The organism is Haemophilus sp. HN_Hi10, from assembly GCF_049821985.1.
Lineage (GTDB): Bacteria > Pseudomonadota > Gammaproteobacteria > Enterobacterales > Pasteurellaceae > Haemophilus > Haemophilus influenzae_D.
Map to the genome: position 1 here is coordinate 1,081,301 of NZ_CP187495.1, position 17,473 is coordinate 1,098,773.

The 17,473-nt window shown below is 39.0% G+C and carries 21 protein-coding genes and 2 pseudogenes; 16 read left to right on the forward strand and 7 right to left on the reverse strand.

Translation table 11 applies throughout. The features are described from left to right. Positions 1 to 86: 86 nt before the first annotated feature. The gene (gene metE, locus ACPT8Q_RS05305; protein ID WP_050949434.1) at positions 87 to 2,357 is read left to right on the forward strand and encodes a 5-methyltetrahydropteroyltriglutamate--homocysteine S-methyltransferase; all 2,271 of its coding nucleotides are present in this window, start codon (positions 87 to 89) and stop codon (positions 2,355 to 2,357) included. Positions 2,358 to 3,004: 647 nt separating this feature from the next. Here the strand turns inward: metE and ACPT8Q_RS05310 are convergent. Continuing rightward, a complete protein-coding gene (locus ACPT8Q_RS05310; RefSeq protein ID WP_061671239.1) occupies positions 3,005 to 4,015 on the reverse strand; it encodes a phage portal protein in 1,011 nt (336 codons plus the stop codon). 9 nt (positions 4,016 to 4,024) lie between these two features. Next, positions 4,025 to 5,692: pseudogene (locus ACPT8Q_RS05315) on the reverse strand (terminase large subunit domain-containing protein); the annotation flags it as partial. On the opposite strand from ACPT8Q_RS05315, the pseudogene ACPT8Q_RS05320 reads away from it, so the two are divergent. The 15 genes and pseudogenes from ACPT8Q_RS05320 to ACPT8Q_RS05390 form a co-directional block, all read left to right on the forward strand. Continuing rightward, a pseudogene (locus tag ACPT8Q_RS05320) lies at positions 5,680 to 5,859 on the forward strand (GPO family capsid scaffolding protein); the annotation flags it as partial. The pseudogenes ACPT8Q_RS05315 and ACPT8Q_RS05320 sit on opposite strands and share 13 nt — an antisense overlap. Before the next feature lie 21 nt (positions 5,860 to 5,880). Further along, positions 5,881 to 6,930, forward strand: coding sequence for a phage major capsid protein, P2 family (locus ACPT8Q_RS05325; protein ID WP_050949432.1), 1,050 nt, complete (start codon positions 5,881 to 5,883; stop codon positions 6,928 to 6,930). A gap of 11 nt (positions 6,931 to 6,941) precedes the next feature. After that, entirely contained in the window at positions 6,942 to 7,592 is a 651-nt protein-coding gene (gpM, locus tag ACPT8Q_RS05330) for a phage terminase small subunit (RefSeq protein WP_050949431.1), read from the forward strand. A gap of 292 nt (positions 7,593 to 7,884) precedes the next feature. Continuing rightward, the gene (locus ACPT8Q_RS05335) at positions 7,885 to 8,391 is read left to right on the forward strand and encodes a head completion/stabilization protein (RefSeq protein WP_050949430.1); all 507 of its coding nucleotides are present in this window, start codon (positions 7,885 to 7,887) and stop codon (positions 8,389 to 8,391) included. Beyond that, positions 8,391 to 8,600 (forward strand): tail protein X, encoded by a 210-nt coding sequence (locus ACPT8Q_RS05340; protein WP_005653052.1) that lies wholly within the window; start codon positions 8,391 to 8,393, stop codon positions 8,598 to 8,600. Before ACPT8Q_RS05335 ends, ACPT8Q_RS05340 begins: the two co-directional genes overlap by 1 nt. A gap of 1 nt (position 8,601) precedes the next feature. After that, on the forward strand, positions 8,602 to 8,823 hold the full coding sequence (locus tag ACPT8Q_RS05345; protein WP_005689816.1) for a phage holin: 222 nt from the start codon (positions 8,602 to 8,604) through the stop codon (positions 8,821 to 8,823). Beyond that, entirely contained in the window at positions 8,816 to 9,334 is a 519-nt protein-coding gene (locus tag ACPT8Q_RS05350; RefSeq protein WP_050949429.1) for a lysozyme, read from the forward strand. Before ACPT8Q_RS05345 ends, ACPT8Q_RS05350 begins: the two co-directional genes overlap by 8 nt. Then, positions 9,319 to 9,669 (forward strand): chemotaxis protein, encoded by a 351-nt coding sequence (locus tag ACPT8Q_RS05355; protein ID WP_050949428.1) that lies wholly within the window; start codon positions 9,319 to 9,321, stop codon positions 9,667 to 9,669. The genes ACPT8Q_RS05350 and ACPT8Q_RS05355 overlap by 16 nt, the downstream gene beginning before the upstream one ends. After that, positions 9,584 to 9,847: an Rz1-like lysis system protein LysC gene (gene lysC / locus ACPT8Q_RS05360; RefSeq protein WP_076773352.1), complete on the forward strand. Its 264-nt coding sequence runs from the start codon at positions 9,584 to 9,586 to the stop codon at positions 9,845 to 9,847. The genes ACPT8Q_RS05355 and lysC overlap by 86 nt, the downstream gene beginning before the upstream one ends. Next, a complete protein-coding gene (locus tag ACPT8Q_RS05365) occupies positions 9,844 to 10,077 on the forward strand; it encodes a hypothetical protein (protein ID WP_162790730.1) in 234 nt (77 codons plus the stop codon). The genes lysC and ACPT8Q_RS05365 overlap by 4 nt, the downstream gene beginning before the upstream one ends. Further along, positions 10,074 to 10,298, forward strand: a complete 225-nt coding sequence (locus ACPT8Q_RS05370) for a hypothetical protein (protein WP_230304903.1) — start codon at positions 10,074 to 10,076, stop codon at positions 10,296 to 10,298. Before ACPT8Q_RS05365 ends, ACPT8Q_RS05370 begins: the two co-directional genes overlap by 4 nt. Further along, a complete protein-coding gene (locus tag ACPT8Q_RS05375) occupies positions 10,228 to 10,650 on the forward strand; it encodes a phage virion morphogenesis protein (RefSeq protein ID WP_050949427.1) in 423 nt (140 codons plus the stop codon). The genes ACPT8Q_RS05370 and ACPT8Q_RS05375 overlap by 71 nt, the downstream gene beginning before the upstream one ends. A 91-nt stretch (positions 10,651 to 10,741) precedes the next feature. Continuing rightward, positions 10,742 to 11,137, forward strand: a complete 396-nt coding sequence (locus ACPT8Q_RS05380) for a hypothetical protein (protein WP_230304904.1) — start codon at positions 10,742 to 10,744, stop codon at positions 11,135 to 11,137. Positions 11,138 to 11,238: 101 nt separating this feature from the next. After that, positions 11,239 to 11,478: a hypothetical protein gene (locus tag ACPT8Q_RS05385; protein WP_230304905.1), complete on the forward strand. Its 240-nt coding sequence runs from the start codon at positions 11,239 to 11,241 to the stop codon at positions 11,476 to 11,478. Further along, on the forward strand, positions 11,411 to 12,703 hold the full coding sequence (locus tag ACPT8Q_RS05390; protein ID WP_258894726.1) for a phage tail tape measure protein: 1,293 nt from the start codon (positions 11,411 to 11,413) through the stop codon (positions 12,701 to 12,703). Before ACPT8Q_RS05385 ends, ACPT8Q_RS05390 begins: the two co-directional genes overlap by 68 nt. A 111-nt stretch (positions 12,704 to 12,814) precedes the next feature. On the opposite strand, the gene ACPT8Q_RS05395 is transcribed toward ACPT8Q_RS05390, so the two are convergent. The 5 genes from ACPT8Q_RS05395 to rsxD form a co-directional block, all read right to left on the reverse strand. Then, positions 12,815 to 14,188 (reverse strand): sodium-dependent transporter, encoded by a 1,374-nt coding sequence (locus tag ACPT8Q_RS05395; RefSeq protein WP_061671238.1) that lies wholly within the window; start codon positions 14,186 to 14,188, stop codon positions 12,815 to 12,817. Between the two features lie 57 nt (positions 14,189 to 14,245). Then, positions 14,246 to 14,881, reverse strand: coding sequence for an endonuclease III (nth, locus tag ACPT8Q_RS05400; RefSeq protein WP_005688005.1), 636 nt, complete (start codon positions 14,879 to 14,881; stop codon positions 14,246 to 14,248). A gap of 179 nt (positions 14,882 to 15,060) precedes the next feature. Continuing rightward, positions 15,061 to 15,768 carry an electron transport complex subunit E gene (locus ACPT8Q_RS05405; protein WP_050949068.1) on the reverse strand — a complete coding sequence of 236 codons (708 nt, stop codon included), beginning with the start codon at positions 15,766 to 15,768 and terminating at the stop codon, positions 15,061 to 15,063. A 1-nt stretch (position 15,769) separates the two neighbouring features. Then, entirely contained in the window at positions 15,770 to 16,393 is a 624-nt protein-coding gene (rsxG, locus tag ACPT8Q_RS05410; protein WP_111688988.1) for an electron transport complex subunit RsxG, read from the reverse strand. After that, positions 16,393 to 17,469, reverse strand: coding sequence for an electron transport complex subunit RsxD (gene rsxD / locus ACPT8Q_RS05415; protein WP_050949070.1), 1,077 nt, complete (start codon positions 17,467 to 17,469; stop codon positions 16,393 to 16,395). The genes rsxG and rsxD overlap by 1 nt, the downstream gene beginning before the upstream one ends. Between the last annotated feature and the right edge of the window lie 4 nt (positions 17,470 to 17,473).

Genomic DNA, 17,473 nt, shown 5'->3' on the forward strand with positions numbered 1-17,473 from the left:
AATAAATAAAGATCAAGCATTCTATATTGGTATAGACGTTTAGCCGTCTAAATGATTAAGAAAATTACTTTAAAGTGGGAGTTATTATGACAACAGCACATATCTTAGGCTTTCCTCGTGTAGGGGCAAAACGTGAATTAAAATTTGCACAAGAACGTTATTGGCGTAAAGAATTATCTGAACAAGATTTATTAGATTTAGCGAAAGCATTGCGTGAAAAAAACTGGAAACATCAAGCTGCGGCGAATGCAGATTTCGTTGCAGTGGGCGATTTCACGTTCTACGATCATATTTTAGATTTACAAGTGGCAACAGGGGCAATTCCTGCTCGTTTTGGTTTTGATAGTCAAAATTTAACCCTTGATCAATATTTCCAACTTGCACGTGGTAACAAAGATCAATTTGCGATTGAAATGACCAAATGGTTTGATACGAACTATCATTATCTCGTGCCTGAATTTCATAAAAATACACAATTCAAAGCTAATCCAGCACATTATGTAAACCAAATCCGTGAAGCAAAAGCGTTAGGCTTAAACTTCAAACCAGTGATTGTTGGTCCATTAACATTCTTATGGTTAGGTAAAGAAAAAGGCGAAACATTTAACCGTTTCGATTTATTAAATCAATTAGTGCCTGTTTATGTTGAAATCTTAAACGCATTGGTGGCAGAAGGTGCAGAGTGGATTCAAATTGATGAACCTGCATTAGCATTAGATTTACCTGCAGAATGGGTTGAAGCTTATAAATCTGTTTACGCTGAATTAAGCAAAGTGAATGCAAAATTATTATTAGCTACTTATTTTGGTTCCGTTGCAGAACACGCTGAGTTATTAAAAGCTTTACCTGTTGCGGGCTTACATTTAGATTTAGTTCGTGCACCAGAACAACTTGCAGCATTTGAAGATTACAGCAAAGTATTATCAGCTGGTGTGATTGAAGGCCGTAATATCTGGCGTGCAAACTTAAACAAAGTGTTAGATGTATTAGAGCCATTAAAAGCAAAATTAGGCGAGCGTTTATGGATTGCACCAAGCTGTTCATTATTGCACACCCCATTTGATTTAGAAGTGGAAGTACAACTAAAAGAAAAAAATACCGCACTTTATAGCTGGTTATCTTTCACGCTACAAAAAGTAGAAGAATTAAATGTATTAAAACAAGCCTTAAATCATGGTAGAGCGTCTGTACAAGCGGCATTAGATGCAAGCCAAGCGGCAGCAGATGCACGCGCAACATCAAAAGAAATTCATCGCCCTGAAGTGGCAGAACGATTAGCAAACTTGCCAAAAGGTGCGGATCAACGTAAATCGCCATTTGCAGAACGTATTGTTAAGCAAAATGCATGGTTAAATTTACCGCTTCTACCAACCACAAACATTGGTTCATTCCCGCAAACGACTGAAATTCGTCACGCCCGTGCGAGCTTTAAAAAAGGTGAATTATCCCTTGCAGATTACGAAGCAGCGATGAAAAAAGAAATCGAATATGTAGTGCGTCGCCAAGAAGAATTAGATTTAGATGTGTTAGTTCACGGTGAAGCGGAACGTAACGACATGGTGGAATATTTCGGGGAATTATTAGATGGTTTTGCCTTCACTAAATTTGGTTGGGTACAAAGCTACGGTTCACGTTGTGTAAAACCACCAGTGATTTACGGTGATGTGACTCGTCCTGAGCCAATGACAGTACGTTGGTCACAATATGCACAAAGTTTAACTAACCGTGTAATGAAAGGAATGCTTACAGGCCCTGTGACTATTTTACAATGGTCATTTGTGCGTAACGATATTCCACGTTCAACCGTATGTAAACAAATCGGTGTGGCATTATCTGATGAAGTGTTAGATTTAGAAGCAGCGGGCATTAAAGTCATCCAAATCGATGAACCAGCAATTCGTGAAGGTTTACCACTTAAACGTGCAGATTGGGACGCATACTTACAATGGGCTGGCGAAGCATTCCGTTTAAGCTCAATGGGCGTGCAAGATGATACACAAATTCACACACATATGTGTTATTCCGAGTTTAACGACATCTTACCTGCTATTGCGGCATTAGATGCAGACGTAATTACCATCGAAACTTCACGTTCAGATATGGAATTATTAACGGCATTTGCAGATTTCAAATATCCAAATGATATTGGCCCAGGTGTTTACGATATTCACAGCCCTCGCGTACCAACAGCAACGGAAGTGGAACATTTATTACGCAAAGCATTAAATGTCATTCCAAAAGAACGCTTATGGGTAAACCCAGACTGCGGTTTAAAAACACGTGGTTGGACAGAAACCATCGACCAATTAAAAGTGATGGTGGATGTAACCAAAAAATTACGTGCGGAATTAGCGTAAGTTATAATACAGAAAGTATAATTTTCAAACACAATATAATTAAAGCCGAATCTCTATGGGATACGGTTTTTCTTATAGATAAATAAACGTTGAATATAATAAAAAAGCCTTGATTTTAGTAAAATCAAGGCTTTTTAATGTCTTATAGTGATGTATGATTTTAGTTTTTGGTGGAGCTGGGGGAAACTGATCTAGATATATATCAACTTGTTTTTAATAAAGATATTTTACAAGTCAATCAGCTTTACTACGCTTACTGCCATAAAAACAAGACGCTAATTCAGATGATATTTTGTCTTTTAGGGACGGCGATTGTATCATCAAAACTTGCATTTACTTGAGTAATTTTGCGTTAAAGAATTTGATAATAAGGATCTGAATGGCGGTAGATGTGAAAAGGGTTAGGAAAGGATCTAAAATTGCGTTGAAATCGACATCTTTAGTGTGCGGGCGTGGCGAGGGTTTGACTGCGATTTTTCATACGTAAAATTGGGCGAAAAATCGGGCTGAAATAAGGATTTAAGATTTGTCATATTGATTGATTTGATATAATACACTGGGGCAATACTAATACTATACAGGACAAAAACAGCTCTTTTAGCAATAAAAAACCCGCATTTCTGCGGGTTGTTTATTTTTGAAAGGATCTAATTTAGCAATTTGTAATCGGAGAACGTGATCACTTCTTCCCCTACCCAACTATTAATCTCTTTCAATCGTTCTTGCAATGGGATTATCTCATTGATAAAAAACACTCGCGTTGCCTTTTCAACGTCACCAAAGCCGCCTGTATTGTTAGGAACAATTCCCATCAGTTGCGGTGGCACACGGTGCGCGGCTAACACATCATCACGGCTTGTATTCTTAATGTTTAAGAAATCATCTTTGGCGATAGCATCAGACAATGGAATAACTTGCATCCCATCTTTCTTTCCGTCTGGAATATACACAAATAAATTTTTAAAGTTACCAGTGCCTTTTGTTTGTCTGATTTGTGTTTTGATCGCTTCAATGTCGTCTTTGTTTTGTGTCGGGTCGGTCATGTAAATAATTGAACCCGCATGTGCGCCGTTCAAATAATATTTGCGACGAAATAACGTTGCACTTTCATTCAAGAAAGCTGATTGTAAAGCTGCGAGATATTCCGGCACGCCATAAATCTCTTGATTTACATCAGGGTTGATCAGATTAAACACCGCATCTTTCGGGAATTCGTATTCGTCAAAGCCATTCACAATCTGATAAAAAATGCCTTTCTTCACGCCAACGCGGATATATTTTGCAAGGGGCGATTTTAACGCAATCACTTTCCCGAATGTGTTTTCAACTTTTTCAAGGTAAGCATTACCGAATACTAAGTAATCTTGCACCAGTTTTTCTAACTGCGTGCGTGGTAAAAGTGCGGTCGTTTTACAGGTAGAAAGCAAAATATTTTTCTTCACCGTGATCGCACTGTTATGATGTGCAGATGCATTTAAGGCTTTGGCAAGATAACTTAAATTAATTGGCGGGTTGTAATATTTCTCATACATCAACACGCTTTCGAAATAATTCAATACTTCTGCACGGTCAAGCACGGGAATAGGTTCACCAAAGCTGAACGCCTGTGCTTGATTCCCCGTAGAAAGTGCGGTTGATTTTTTTGATTTTTTGCTCATTTGGTAATCCTATTCAAAAGTGAAAATGGTTGATTGGTTACTTGATACATCGCCGTTTAAACCATAAGGCACATTTAAAATGCAGTTCATAATTGCCCATGATAAGTCGCCATGGCTTGCATCTTCTGAACGGTCAGAAACATAAGTAATCTTCCCTGTTCCGGTAATACGTTTTTTGACTGTCATAAAACTGGTGATGATTTCGTTACCATCAAATTTAAGGCGGCGTTTCTGAATTAAGTTTTGCGTTTTTAATACCATCTCATTTTTTAAATCGGCGTTGTAATCAAGACCGATTGCCATTGGATAGAATTTTTTAACTTCTTGGAATACGCCAGAACCCATCCCCGTTTTATCAATCACAATACGGGTGACATTGTAATCATCACAGAAACTTTTAATTCTGCTCGCTTGTGCTTCATAATCCATGCCGTGAAATGTTTGCCAATGCAAAACACGATAATCACCGCCTTCCACTTTAGGCGGAGCGATGATCGCCAATGCTGCACGGTCGCCAGTAAAGGCGGGGTCATAACCTAACCACACTTCACGATTACCAAATGGGCGTTGATAGAATGGCTTGTAATCGTGCCATTCTTCCAAGCTGTCCACTTGGCAAAGTTGCAAGTCGGCAAATTTAAACGCCGACGTGTTATCATCTGCAAACTGGCATAAAAACAACTGTTCAAATTCTTCTTTGCTGTTTTCTGCGATTAGGTCGTCAATGTTGAATAGATTGCACCAGCCTTCCATTGCATCATAAATACTCACAATCTGTTTCCATTGCCGGTCGGCACAAAGTTTCCCATTCTTTAAGTTTGCGTGAGAAATATCGATTTCGATTTTTTCTGATTTCGTACGATTGCGATTAAATGCCTTGCCTGAAAAAAACGCATAAGCAGGGTGTGCAATCGTGGTCGGCGTGGAAAAATAAGTTTGGCGATACATCTTTTGCGCCGCCATACCCGATGCCACTTTACGAATCACATCAAATTTAGGCACCCAAAACACTTCATCGAAATACAAATTGCCGTGGTAGGATTGAGCTGTAGCGGAGTTCGTGCCAAGGAAAATTAATTCAGCCCCATTTGGCAGTTTGATTGTTTCGCCTTTTAAATCTACATCTGCCGTTTGCTTGGCATAATTCACAATATACGAGCGAAACTGTAAGGCTTGTTTTTTACTGGCAGATAAGAAAATTTGATTGTGCCCCGTCGTCAAGGCATCAATAAAGGCTTCGTGGGCAAAATAGTAAGTCGCCCCGATTTGTCGGCTTTTTAAAATATTTCTGATGCGGTGTTCTTTCGCCTTGTGCCAAATTCGCTGATAATTAAACATCCCATCAAGAAAGCCATTAATCAGCAATTCCTCTTGTTCCTGATCAATGGCATTGGGTTCGGCTTTCTTGCGGTTGCCCTTGTTGCGGTTCGCCAGTTTCGGGTTTAAATCTACTTCGTTACCATCGCCAAAAGAATATTTTTTCACTCTCGCCATCCGTTCCATTTGGCGACCAAGCAAATCAATTTCTTTGTAATCTGAACCGCTCTTTTCTTCTTTCGCAATCAGCAAATTCAATCTTGTCTCAAGGGCTAATTCAACCCGACCGACAGGCGCAATATCATCCCACTTTTCTCTGTCTTTCCAACTGGCAATCGTTGATGCAGGAAAAATTAACCGCACTTTCTGACGATTTAGCCAAACAAAAAGCCGCAATCGAAGAAATGAAAGCAGGCAATGCGGAAATCCAAGCAACCTTTGTTGAACTCAAAAAGCTGGTTGAACCCGAAAATCCTCGCCCTTTAGTTTACGGTGAACAACCTGAAACTGACGGTCGCTTCTTTTAATTTATCGTAGGAAAAAACCAAATGAATAAATTTACCAAACAAAAATTTAATGCTTATGTAGTTGGTGTTGCACAAGATAACGGCGAAGATGTGGCTTTTATCGCAAATGGCGGTCAGTTTACCGTTGAGCCAACTATCCAACAAAAATTAGAAAATGCCGTGTTTGAAAGCTCCGATTTCTTAAAACACATCAATGTAGTGATGGTGCAAGAGATGAAAGGTTCCGCATTGCGTTTAGGTGTGCTTTCACCAGTGGCTAGCCGCACAGACACTAACACAAAAGCACGTGAAACCACAGACATTCACAGCTTGCAAGAAAATACCTATTCTTGCGAACAAACCAACTTTGACACGCATTTAAATTATGCAACCTTAGACAGTTGGGCAAAATTCCCTGATTTTGCCGCACGTGTGGGCAAACTCAAAGCCGAACGCATTGCATTAGACCGCATTATGATTGGTTGGAATGGCACAAGTGTAGCCGCAACCACAAACCGCACTGAACATCCATTATTGCAAGATGTGAATAAGGGTTGGTTAGTCCAAATCGAAGATAAAGCCAAAGCCCGTGTGTTAAAAGAAATTGAAAAAAGCAGTGGCAAAATCGAAATCGGTGCAGGTAAAACCTATAAAAACCTTGATGCCCTTGTCTTTGCATTAAAAGAAGATTTCATTCCAGCACAATACCGTGATGACACTAAACTGGTTGCAATTATGGGTAGCGACTTATTAGCCGATAAATATTTCCCATTAATTAACCAAGAAAAACCAAGCGAAATTTTGGTAGGCGATACCGTCATTAGCCAAAAACGTGTGGGCGGTTTACAAGCCGTATCTGTCCCATTCTTCCCGAAAGGTACTGTGTTAGTCACATCGCTCGACAACTTGTCAATCTACGTGCAGGAAGGCAAAGTGCGTCGTCACTTAAAAGATGTGCCTGAACGCAATCGTGTGGAAGATTATTTATCGTCAAACGAAGCCTATGTTGTGGAAAACTACGAGGCAGTTGCCATGGCGAAAAATATCACCATTCTTGAGGCACCTGCGCCTATTTCGCCTGTGGCAGCATAACGGAATCAATAATGCGCCCAACCAAACGCCATTTTCTGGAATTTTCTGCCGCTATTGCTAATGCGGCAGAAACCGAAGATCTAAGCGACTTTACGGAATATGACAAAATGTGCCGTATTCTTGCTCGCCATCGAAAGGATTTGAAAAACATCCAATCAACGGAACGCAAAGGCGCATTTAAAAAGCAAATTTTGCCTGACTATCTACCATGGATTAAAGGGGCGTTATCTGTTGGAAGTGGTAAACAAGATAATGTCTTAATGACATGGTGCGTATGGGCAATTGACTGTGGCGAATATCATCTTGCCTTACAGATTGCTGATTATGCCGTTTTTCACGATTTACGCTTGCCAGAGCCATTTACCCGAACACTTGGCACCTTGTTAGCAGAAGAATTTGCCGACCAAGCCAAAACCGCAAGAGCAGCTAATAAACCGTTCGACGAATCTTACTTAGCGCAAATCCAACGCATTACTGCCGATTGCGATATGCCAGATGAAAGCCGTGCGAGATTATTGCGTGAATTGGGCTTGTTATTGGTTGAAAAGCACCCTGAACAAGCACTGGCATATTTAGAACGTGCTTTGGGTTTAGATCAAAAAATTGGCATAAAAGGCGACATCAAGAAACTAAAAAAACAATTATCAACAACTGAATATTGATGTTGTTTTAATGCCCCGTCTAAATCGCCTGACCGACTTGGCATTTTAGGAAAATTTTTCTTGTTTGAGCGTAGCGAGTTAAAAATTTTCCGTTAAGAAAATGACAACAAAGGGCAGAAAAGAGATTTAATCGGGGTGTGTTCTTTGGTTCTTTCTTGCACAAGCAAGAAAGAATATAAACCGAGCAAACCACGCAGCCGTCGGGCGGATTAAAAGTGCGGTCAAATTCTGACGGATTTATTGGCCGTGCTTAATTTAATCCTCACCCGACTTTTTTTATAAGGGTAAATCAATGAGCGACGGCGCAATATCAGTCAAACTTGCCCCTGATTATGAAATGGGCGAAGTGCAGCAACAGTTAAATGATTACGATACATCAGATGACATTATCAGTAATGATGGCTTCTTCCCCGATATGTCACTTTCTCAATTTCGTAATCAATACCGTGCAGACGGCACTATTACCACACAACGCTTACAAGATGCCTTAATTGAAGGAATGGCAAGCGTCAATGCGGAACTCTCCACGTTTAAAACACAAAGCAAACGCGACAGTTTAGAACAGATCACTGCCCCATCAGTCAATGGCGAAAGCGTACTGGTTTATCGCTATAAACGTGCGGTAAGTTGCTTGGCACTGGCAAACCTTTATGAACGCTATGCAAGCTATGACAGCACTAACGATGGCGAAAAGAAAATGGCACTACTCAAAGACAGCATTGATGAATTACGCCGTGATGCTCGCTTTGCAATTAGCGACATATTGGGCAGAAAACGCGTCGATGCGGAGTTAATCTAATGCAAGTTTACGCACAACAAAATGACAATTTAGATGCCATCCTTTATCGCCATTTTGGACGAAGTGAAGGCTTACTCGAAATAACCTGCGAACTCAATCCACATTTAATGGACAAGCCCATTATTCCCATTGGTACGGTAGTCAATTTGCCAGATGCCGATACAGAAAAAATCAGTGTAGCAAATGACACAATTCAACTTTGGAGCTGATATGCACGACACACCATCAAGAGCGTCTTACACATCAGGAATATTCGCTTTCTTAATTGGACGCATTGCCGATATGTTCTCAAATGTAAATTGGGCTGATGTCGCATCGATTACAGGTATTGTGATTGGTGTCGCCACCTTTCTTGTGAATTGGTATTACAAGAAAAAAGACTTTGAATTAAAAGAAAAAGAACTTAAACAACGGAGCCATCATTATGATTAAACGTTCAGCTAAATACATCTGCGCCATATCCGCCATTGTTGGACTTGTGATTGCCACTCATGGGAATGAAATTCGAACATCCGAAAAAGGCTTGTTACTGATTGGTAATGCAGAAGGTTGCATGAAAAAGCCTTATCAATGCCCTGCCGATGTTTTAACAGTCGGCATAGGCATAACCGATGCTGTTGAAAAAATTGACCGCAATAAAATTTACACCTTACAAGAAATTGCTGAGTTATACGTAAAGGGCATTAAACAATCAGAAAAATGCGTTAATCAATATGCCAACGGTCAAACCATGCCACAAGGCGCATTTGATGCCTTAGTCTCCATCACCTTTAACGTAGGATGCGGCAAATTAAAAAATAGCTCACTTTTTAAAATGGCACGCCAAGGCTACAGCAAAGCTATGTGCGGTCAGTTTGAGCGTTGGATTTATGCCGCAGGAAAACCATTAAAAGGATTGATTGAACGCCGACAAAAGGAGAAAGCCCTATGTTTAATTTCTTAACCGCCAAAGAAAGAAGCATTTTACTTATCGGGCCAATATTGCTTGTACTCTTGATTATGTTTCTGGGATTTGAGGCTAATTATTGGCGAAAAGAAATGCTCAAAGAAGAACAGCTAAAACTGAAATGGCAAAACGCTTACATTGAGTTAAATCATAGCGTTCAAAATTTTGCCGAACAGCAAGCACAACTTATTCAAGCCGTAAACAACCTCAAAGCAAAGCAAAATCAACAAACACAGAATTTAAAAAATGTACTTAAATCAAACCAAGATTGGGCTGACCGCCCTTTGCCTGATGATGTTAAACGCCTGTTCAACTCAGCAGGAAATCATTAAATCGCCGATTCTTTGTCCGCAAACCACAGAGTGCAGTGCGTATTCGCCACAAATTCGCACCAATGGTGAATTAGCCGAAGCCTATTTACAGACACAGCACCACCTTGATTTGTGCATTATTGAAAACTCAAGTTTAAAAAAATGTATAGATGAATTTAATAAAAAGGAACAGCCATGACAGATCAATTCGACCGAGCACAACAGCTTGAAGAAATGCAACGTGAAATCGCCCTTAAAAAACACCGCACTTTTAAAGCAGTAAGTCGCCTTTATTGTGAAGATTGTGAAGATTGTGAAGATTGTGAAGATTGTGAAGATTGTGAAGATTGTGAAGATTGTGAAGATTGTGAAGATTGTGAAGATTGTGAAGATTGTGATGCCCCATCCCAGAAAAACGCAGACAAATGATTCAGGGCGTAACAAGTTGCGTGGTTTCTAAAAAAGAGGGTAATAACGTACAAATTCATTACGCAAAAGAACCAGTATGGGATGAATCAACCCGAGTAAAAGTCTATTTAGAAAACTGGGATTCGCCAATTTTTGAGGGGATACCGTCTAATGGTTACAGTAGAAGAAGTTCAGGCAAAATTGACCGCACTTATTGCCAATCTTTCTCCGCAGGCACGTAGACAACTTGGGCGAAAAATCGGGCAAGCCTTACGAAAAAGCCAATCGAACCGAATTGCACGCCAACAAAATCCCGATGGTTCTGCCTTTGAACCGAGAAAACCATGTAAAGAATTTAGAAAAAAGAAAGGGCGAATCAAACGTAAAGCCATGTTCGCTAAACTTTGCACCGCCCGACATTTAAAAGTGCGGTCAAATGGTAACGAAGTTTCAGTGGGTTTTAATGGCTCAAGTGCCGCCATTGCTGCAGTGCATCAATACGGTTTAAGCGCTAGCCCATCTAAATATAAAGATTTCAAAGTGCAATTACACCAAAACCAATTGCAAGCCCAAGTAAGCCAACAGACAGAATAAATAATGAAAGTATCGCAATCATATTTCCCCCTTTTGCTTGCTCGATTATTGAGCTAAATAATTAATCTTGTTAATAGAAAAGTGAATAAAAATGAATAATTTACAACTTACCGTTTTATTAAATGCCATTGATAAAATTTCTGCTCCAGTTCGCAGTGCATCTAAAAGCGTTAATGAGCTATCGGCAAAACTAAAAGAAAGCAAATCGATTCAGCGACAACTAAATCAGCAAAATAAACAGCATCAAGCTGCAATGAAACAATATGCTTCTGCTATCAATCCATTGAAATCAAAATTAGATTCACTGAATCAAGAATTAGAGCAAGCAAAACAAAAAGCCGCATCTTATGCTCAATATATGAAGAATGCTCAACATCCTACTGCAGGACTTCAAAAGGAAGTAGAGAAAGCGAAAAGTGCGGTAAAAAACTCAAGCAAGAACAAATTGATGCAGCAAATAAATTACAGCAAGTACGCCAAGAATTAGCAAAATCAGGCATTTCTGCAGAAAAACTCGCACAAAAGCAAAGAGAACTACAGAAAAACACCAAAAGCGCAACAGTTCAAATTAAAAATCAAGAAACCGCATTGAAAAAACTCAACGCTAAACAAGTAGCTTACAATCAATACCGCGGACAAGTTGAAACTCTCAAAAATATTAGTGGAAAATCACAAATTATTGGAGCTCAAGCCTCTGCTGTGGGTACAACGATCACTGCACCAATTGTCAATTCCATTCGAGATTTTATGTCGTTTGAAGATGTTATGGTGGGGGGGCGCTCGCCAAGTTCCAGGGCTAAAAGACAAATTTGGGCAATTTACCCCTAAATACGATGAATGGAAAAATAAGATTAAACAGCTTTCAACTGAATTACCTCTTACCACAAATCAAATTGGTGACATGGTTACTGCTGCAGCGAGAATGGATATTCAGGAAAATGAATTGGAAGATTTTATTCGCTTAAATACCCAAATGGCGACAGCATTTGATGCAGAAAACCCCGATGAATTAGTAGAGTTATTTGGTAAAGTACAGAAAAACTTTAAATTAACCACCAAAGATGCCAAAGAGCTAGCCGATACTATTAACTATTTAGATGATAATGCCATTTCAAAGGGGACAGATATTATTAATTTTCTAAATAACACATCAGGAATTGGTAATTTAGTCAAAATTAGTGAAAAGAATCTTGCTGCACTTGGTTCAACTTTATTAACGGCAGGAAACGAAGCCAGTACATCAGCCAAAGCAATCGAAAGTACATTCAACCGTCTAAGTAAAGCCACTAGAATGAAACCCGTTAATAACGGACTAAAAGCGTTAGGTTTAGATCCAAAAGCGATTCAAAAAGCAATGGTAAAAGATGCTCAAGGTACGTTAATGATGATTGTTGAAAAAATAAAAAAATTGCCTAAACATTTACGGGCTGGCGTAATTAGCGATATTGCAGGCGGAAATTATAATACCCAATTAGCAGGGCTTGTTGCCAATACCGAAGAATGGCGCAGACAAATTGAACTGGCAAATAGTGAAGAAGCTAAAAATAGTATGGCTAGGGAATTCCAAACCCGAATGACTACTTTATCAGCAAAATGGCAATTATTTAAAAATCGTTTATTCAATGTAAATAGTTCTGTAGGAGCCAGTTTAAAAGATACGATGACTAGCTTAATGGACGGAGTTGGCTATTTGCTTGATAAAATCCAGACGTGGATTGATAAACATCCTAAATTAACCTCTACTATAGCAAAAACTGCAGCTGCAATCGGGGGAAGTTTAAGTCTATTAGGTGCATTAAGCCTTGCTTTAAGTTTTATACTCTATCCAGCTGCACGGCTATTTTTAGGCTTATCCAAACTAAATGTAATTCTTCATAAATTTTCAGGACATTTATCATCTGCAGGGTGGCTAATATTAAGAGGATTACTTTCTCCGCTAAAATTAATTGCACTGGCTATCAGTCCACTAGGGATAGTTAAATGCGTGGGCTTACGCCCAACCTACATTGGATTATATGTTGTTATATCAATAACCAAGCTAAAACAAGCATAAAGTGCGGTTAAAAAAGCTAATAAAAGAAAGACAAGGAATTAGCTTAAAACTAATAATATTTTGTAGAAATTTTAAAAAATAAAACCGAGCATTTACTCGGTTTTTTCTTTTTTAGAACAGATTGCTAATAAAAATCACTAAGATGATCACGGGGACAACAAATTTCACGTAGTTAAACCAAATTTTGATGAAAGTTGAATATTTTGTTGAAGAAAGTTCTTTTTTGGCTTCATCTTTTAATACAAAACCAACGAAAATAGCACAGCCAAGTGCGGTCAGCATAAAGAGAATATTTCCACTGGCGTAATCGTAGAAATCGAAAATGCTTTTGCCGAAGATGGTTACGCTTTTCCATAGATTATCCCCTAAAATTGCTGGAATATTGCCTAATAGAAAGATCCCTCCAAGCGTAAAAATAATGGCTTTACCACGACGCATTCTGAGTTTTTCTTGCAATGCCGTGATGATTACTTCATAAATTGTGATGGAAGTCGTTAGTGCGGCAATTAATAATAAGCCGAAGAAGATAATTGCAAAGAATTTACCTGCCCATAAGTGAGAAAATACGATAGGTAAACTTTGGAATACTAAAGTTGGCCCTGCGTTTGGTTCAATTCCAAATGTGAAAAGTGAGGGGAAAATCATAAAGCCAGCAAGTACGGCGATAATTGTGTTGGTAAAACCTGTAATCACTGCAGTATGGATTAAGTTTTCTTCTTTATTGAGGTAACTGGAAAGGGTAATTAATACACCAAAACCAAGGCTTAATGCGAAGAAGACTTGACCTAAAACGAAGATAAATAATTGTGGCGTAATTTTGCTGAAATCTGGTTTTAAATAGAATGTAATGCCTTCCATTGCGCCCGGTAATGTTACGTTGCGAATAACCATTCCAATTAAGAAGATAAATAGCAGTGGCATTAAATATTTTACCGAACGTTCAATCCCACCAATGATACCTTTTGCCAAGATAATGTAATTCACGATAACAAATAAGAGGGTGTAGAATATAATTTCATAAGGGCTATTGCCGATGTGAAGATCGTAGAAATTTTTGGCGATGTCTTTTGTGATGGGGGTTGAAATGTCTAATGTACCGTTAATTAGGCTAATGATATAAGAAATAACCCAGCCACCAAGCACCATATAATACGCCATAATGCCAAATGCGCCGAGTAAGCCCATATAACCTAGTATTTTCCAATATTTAGAAATGCCTTTTCCTTTGTCTAGGATTTTATCGCCGAACGCATCAATGGAGTTGACACGTAAGCGGCGACCTATCACGTTTTCAACTAAAATCATTGGGATACCGATTACAATCATTGCGATACAAAAAAGTAGAACGTAGGCGCCGCCACCATTTTCCCCAACAAGATAAGGGAAACGCCAAGTTGCACCGAAGCCAACAGTTGCGCCTGCAACCGTCATAACATAAGTGAGACGGCTCGACCAAGTTTGTCGCTGTTTATTATTTGTTGTCATTTTTTATCCTATTTCTAATAAAAGTGCGGTAAATAATTAGGCTGTTTTACCGCAAAATTAAAATTCAACTTTTTCTTTATATTCACAAAGATCTTCAATAATGCAAGATCCACAACGTGGTTTGCGTGCAATACAAGTGTAGCGTCCGTGTAAAATCAGCCAATGATGAACATCTACTTTAAATTCATTAGGCACGACTTTAAGCAGTTTTTCTTCCACTTTTACCACATCTTTACCTGGTGCAAAATTAGTTCGATTGCATACACGGAAAATATGGGTATCCACCGCAATGGTTGGATGACCAAATGCCGTATTTAGTACAACATTGGCTGTTTTTCGTCCAACACCTGCTAATGCTTCTAAGGCTTCACGATTTTCGGGGATTTCGCCGTTGTGCTTTTCGATTAAATCTCGGCAAGTTTTGATAATATTTTCTGCTTTGCTATTAAAAAGCCCGATAGTTTTAATATAGCTTTTTAAACCGTCTAATCCTAAATCTAAAATCGCTTGAGGCGTGTTTGCCACGGGGAATAGTTTCTCTGTTGCTTTATTCACGCCTTTATCCGTTGCTTGTGCCGATAGAATGACCGCAATTAATAATTCAAAGGGCGAATTATATTGTAATTCAGTGGTCGGGTGGGGATTTTGCTCTCGTAATCTTGTGAGTATTTCGATTCTTTTTGTTTTGTTCATATTTTGTAGAAATTAGTCTATTTGATTTATTGAAATTATTTGTTTAGAAGGTTGCAAGCCCCCTTCCGTCACTTCGTGACACCTTCCCCCGCAAGCAGGGGAAGGCAAGATTTTTTTGAACCTCTTTTTGTCACTTTGTGACATCGCCCTGTAAGTAGGGGAAGCAAGATTTGGTTGCCTTATTTTTTTACATTATCAATTCGATTTTTTATGGCGAGGAGCAAGCCTAAGCCTATAAATGCGCCTGGTGGCAGAATGAAAAGTAAAAAGCTACTGTCTGTATGGTAAATATGGTGCGTTAAAAATTTTGCTTGTTCGCCGAATAGATTTTCGATGCCCTCAAAAATCGTGCCTTGCCCAATAATTTCACGCAATGCACCGAGTACTGTTAAGCTAAGTGCCATTCCTAATCCCATTGAAAATCCATCCCAGATGGAATGGAGTAAGCTGTTTTTTGAGGCGAATGCTTCTGCACGACCGATAATAATGCAGTTAGTCACAATTAATGGAATAAAAATCCCCAGTGATTGATAAAGCGTATAAGTGTAAGCATTCATTAAAATTTGAACCGCTGTTACTGTGGTTGCAATGATCATCACGTAGATTGGAATACGGATTTCCTTAGGAATATATTGACGGAAAAGGGAAATGACCGTATTTGTGCAAGTGAGTACAAGCATTGTAGCTAAACCCAAACCAAGAGCGTTGGTGGCTGTGCTAGACACCGCTAAAAGTGGACAAAGCCCGAGAAGTTGAACAATGGCTGGATTATTTTTCCAAATTCCTTGAGTAAAAATGTCTTTCCAGATGGATTTTTGTTGATTTTCAACCGCACTTTCTATTTGTTCTTCTTCAAGTGCGGTATTTTTTTCAGTTAAATCTGTCATATTATTTCACTTGTGTTGAAAGCTGTTGTAACAAGGCTTGGTTATTTAGCATGATTAATGCTGAACGTTTAGTTTGATTAACCACTGCGCGAGGTGTAATGGTTGCACCCGAAAATTGATCAAATTTTCCGCCATCTTTTTTGACTGCCCATTCGCTTAAATTATGTTCATTAATCGGTTGATTTGTGAAACCTAAAATCCAGTTAGAAATTCGGCGTTCAATTTTATCGCCTAAGCCCGGTGTTTCGTGATGTTCGATTACTCGTACGCCTAACACTTCGCCTTTAGGATCTAATCCTACAAGCAAGCGAATATCACCAGAATAACCATCGGGTGCAGTGGTTTCATAGGCATAGGCAGAAACATTTCCATCTTTTTTCGCAAAATAAATTTTCTGAATGCCCAGCAAATTTTTATCTTGAGGAATAACCGCACTTTCTAGCAAATTATTGTTGAAATAATCTTGTGGAATAACTTGTAGAAGTAATTCTCGCTGTTGTGCTGCGATTACCGCATCAATTTTATCTTTTGTTAGGAAGAAAATTCCTGCAGAAATTATTGTGCAAAGTAGGGCAATAAAGCCTAGTAATATGCCGTAACGCGATGTGATTTTTACTGTACCCATTATTTTCTTCCTTTTGTTGGATAACCAGATACGCGAGGACGTGTGTAATGATCGATAAGTGGAACGCAAATATTACTTAATAAAATGGCAAATGCCACGCCGTCTGGATAATTTCCGTGATAACGAATGAGATAGACAAATAACCCCACTAATGCACCAAAAAAAATTTTTCCTCGTGGTGTAATGGAGGCTGTGACAGGATCTGTCGCAATAAAAAATGCGCCAAACATCATTGCACCACTCACGAGTTGGCTAATCGCACTTAAATGCGTGAAGCCAGTGAAAGCAGTGGCGGTGGCTAAACAGAAAAAGGTCACGATCATTGCCACTGGAATTTGCCAGTGAATGATGCGTTTTAAAATAAGGAAAATTCCACCCACTAAGAAAGCCACATTGACTTGCCACCAGCCTTGAGCAAAGTCGGTTCCATTACCTATAAAAATCGGTAGTTTAATTAATTCATAAAAATCATTTAATTGAGTGTGATTTTTATAGAAAATTTTTGCACTATCCAAAGGCGTTGCTTGGGTAATGCCATCAATGTTATGTGTAAGTTGTGAAAGCGTAAATCCGTCAGTGGTTAAACCTGAAAATATTAATGAAAAGGCATCCGAAAAAGTTGGTGGTTCCTGTAATAAATTAATTGGAGGCATCCAAGTTGTCATTTGTAACGGGAATGAAATTAGAAGAATTACATAGCCAATCATCGCGGGATTGAATGGGTTTTGCCCTAACCCCCCATAAACTTGTTTACCTAATAAAACTGCACAGAGTGTTCCAATGATGATGATCCAATAAGGTGCATAAGGTGGAATAGCCATCGCCAAAATTAACGCAGTCAGGGATACGCTGAAATCTGAAAGATAATTGAGCGGTTTTTTACCGCGTAATTTTATTGCAATAAACTCCGCAATGATTGCTGTACCAATGGCTAATGCGGATTGAAGCACCACGCCAAATCCAAAATAATAAATTTGCGTGAAAAAAGCGGGCATCATTGCCAATATTACCCAAAGCATAATACGCGCTGTGAGTTTTCCTGAATGGGTATGTGGGGAGCTAACCATTTTAAACATTATT

What these genes read in the sequence shown, in the direction of transcription:
- ACPT8Q_RS05395 (WP_061671238.1), bottom strand. Translation starts at nt 14,188, where the DNA reads ATGACAACAAATAATAAACAGCGACAAACTTGGTCGAGCCGTCTCACT.
- ACPT8Q_RS05310 (WP_061671239.1), bottom strand. Translation starts at nt 4,015, where the DNA reads ATGAGCAAAAAATCAAAAAAATCAACCGCACTTTCTACGGGGAATCAA.
- ACPT8Q_RS05405 (WP_050949068.1), bottom strand. Translation starts at nt 15,768, where the DNA reads ATGACAGATTTAACTGAAAAAAATACCGCACTTGAAGAAGAACAAATA.
- ACPT8Q_RS05355 (WP_050949428.1), top strand. Translation starts at nt 9,319, where the DNA reads ATGTTTAATTTCTTAACCGCCAAAGAAAGAAGCATTTTACTTATCGGG.
- ACPT8Q_RS05325 (WP_050949432.1), top strand. Translation starts at nt 5,881, where the DNA reads ATGAATAAATTTACCAAACAAAAATTTAATGCTTATGTAGTTGGTGTT.
- ACPT8Q_RS05340 (WP_005653052.1), top strand. Translation starts at nt 8,391, where the DNA reads ATGCAAGTTTACGCACAACAAAATGACAATTTAGATGCCATCCTTTAT.
- nth (WP_005688005.1), bottom strand. Translation starts at nt 14,881, where the DNA reads ATGAACAAAACAAAAAGAATCGAAATACTCACAAGATTACGAGAGCAA.
- lysC (WP_076773352.1), top strand. Translation starts at nt 9,584, where the DNA reads ATGTACTTAAATCAAACCAAGATTGGGCTGACCGCCCTTTGCCTGATG.
- gpM (WP_050949431.1), top strand. Translation starts at nt 6,942, where the DNA reads ATGCGCCCAACCAAACGCCATTTTCTGGAATTTTCTGCCGCTATTGCT.
- rsxG (WP_111688988.1), bottom strand. Translation starts at nt 16,393, where the DNA reads ATGGGTACAGTAAAAATCACATCGCGTTACGGCATATTACTAGGCTTT.
- ACPT8Q_RS05350 (WP_050949429.1), top strand. Translation starts at nt 8,816, where the DNA reads ATGATTAAACGTTCAGCTAAATACATCTGCGCCATATCCGCCATTGTT.
- ACPT8Q_RS05370 (WP_230304903.1), top strand. Translation starts at nt 10,074, where the DNA reads ATGATTCAGGGCGTAACAAGTTGCGTGGTTTCTAAAAAAGAGGGTAAT.
- ACPT8Q_RS05380 (WP_230304904.1), top strand. Translation starts at nt 10,742, where the DNA reads ATGAATAATTTACAACTTACCGTTTTATTAAATGCCATTGATAAAATT.
- ACPT8Q_RS05365 (WP_162790730.1), top strand. Translation starts at nt 9,844, where the DNA reads ATGACAGATCAATTCGACCGAGCACAACAGCTTGAAGAAATGCAACGT.
- ACPT8Q_RS05335 (WP_050949430.1), top strand. Translation starts at nt 7,885, where the DNA reads ATGAGCGACGGCGCAATATCAGTCAAACTTGCCCCTGATTATGAAATG.
- ACPT8Q_RS05390 (WP_258894726.1), top strand. Translation starts at nt 11,411, where the DNA reads ATGTTATGGTGGGGGGGCGCTCGCCAAGTTCCAGGGCTAAAAGACAAA.
- ACPT8Q_RS05345 (WP_005689816.1), top strand. Translation starts at nt 8,602, where the DNA reads ATGCACGACACACCATCAAGAGCGTCTTACACATCAGGAATATTCGCT.
- ACPT8Q_RS05375 (WP_050949427.1), top strand. Translation starts at nt 10,228, where the DNA reads ATGGTTACAGTAGAAGAAGTTCAGGCAAAATTGACCGCACTTATTGCC.
- rsxD (WP_050949070.1), bottom strand. Translation starts at nt 17,469, where the DNA reads ATGTTTAAAATGGTTAGCTCCCCACATACCCATTCAGGAAAACTCACA.
- metE (WP_050949434.1), top strand. Translation starts at nt 87, where the DNA reads ATGACAACAGCACATATCTTAGGCTTTCCTCGTGTAGGGGCAAAACGT.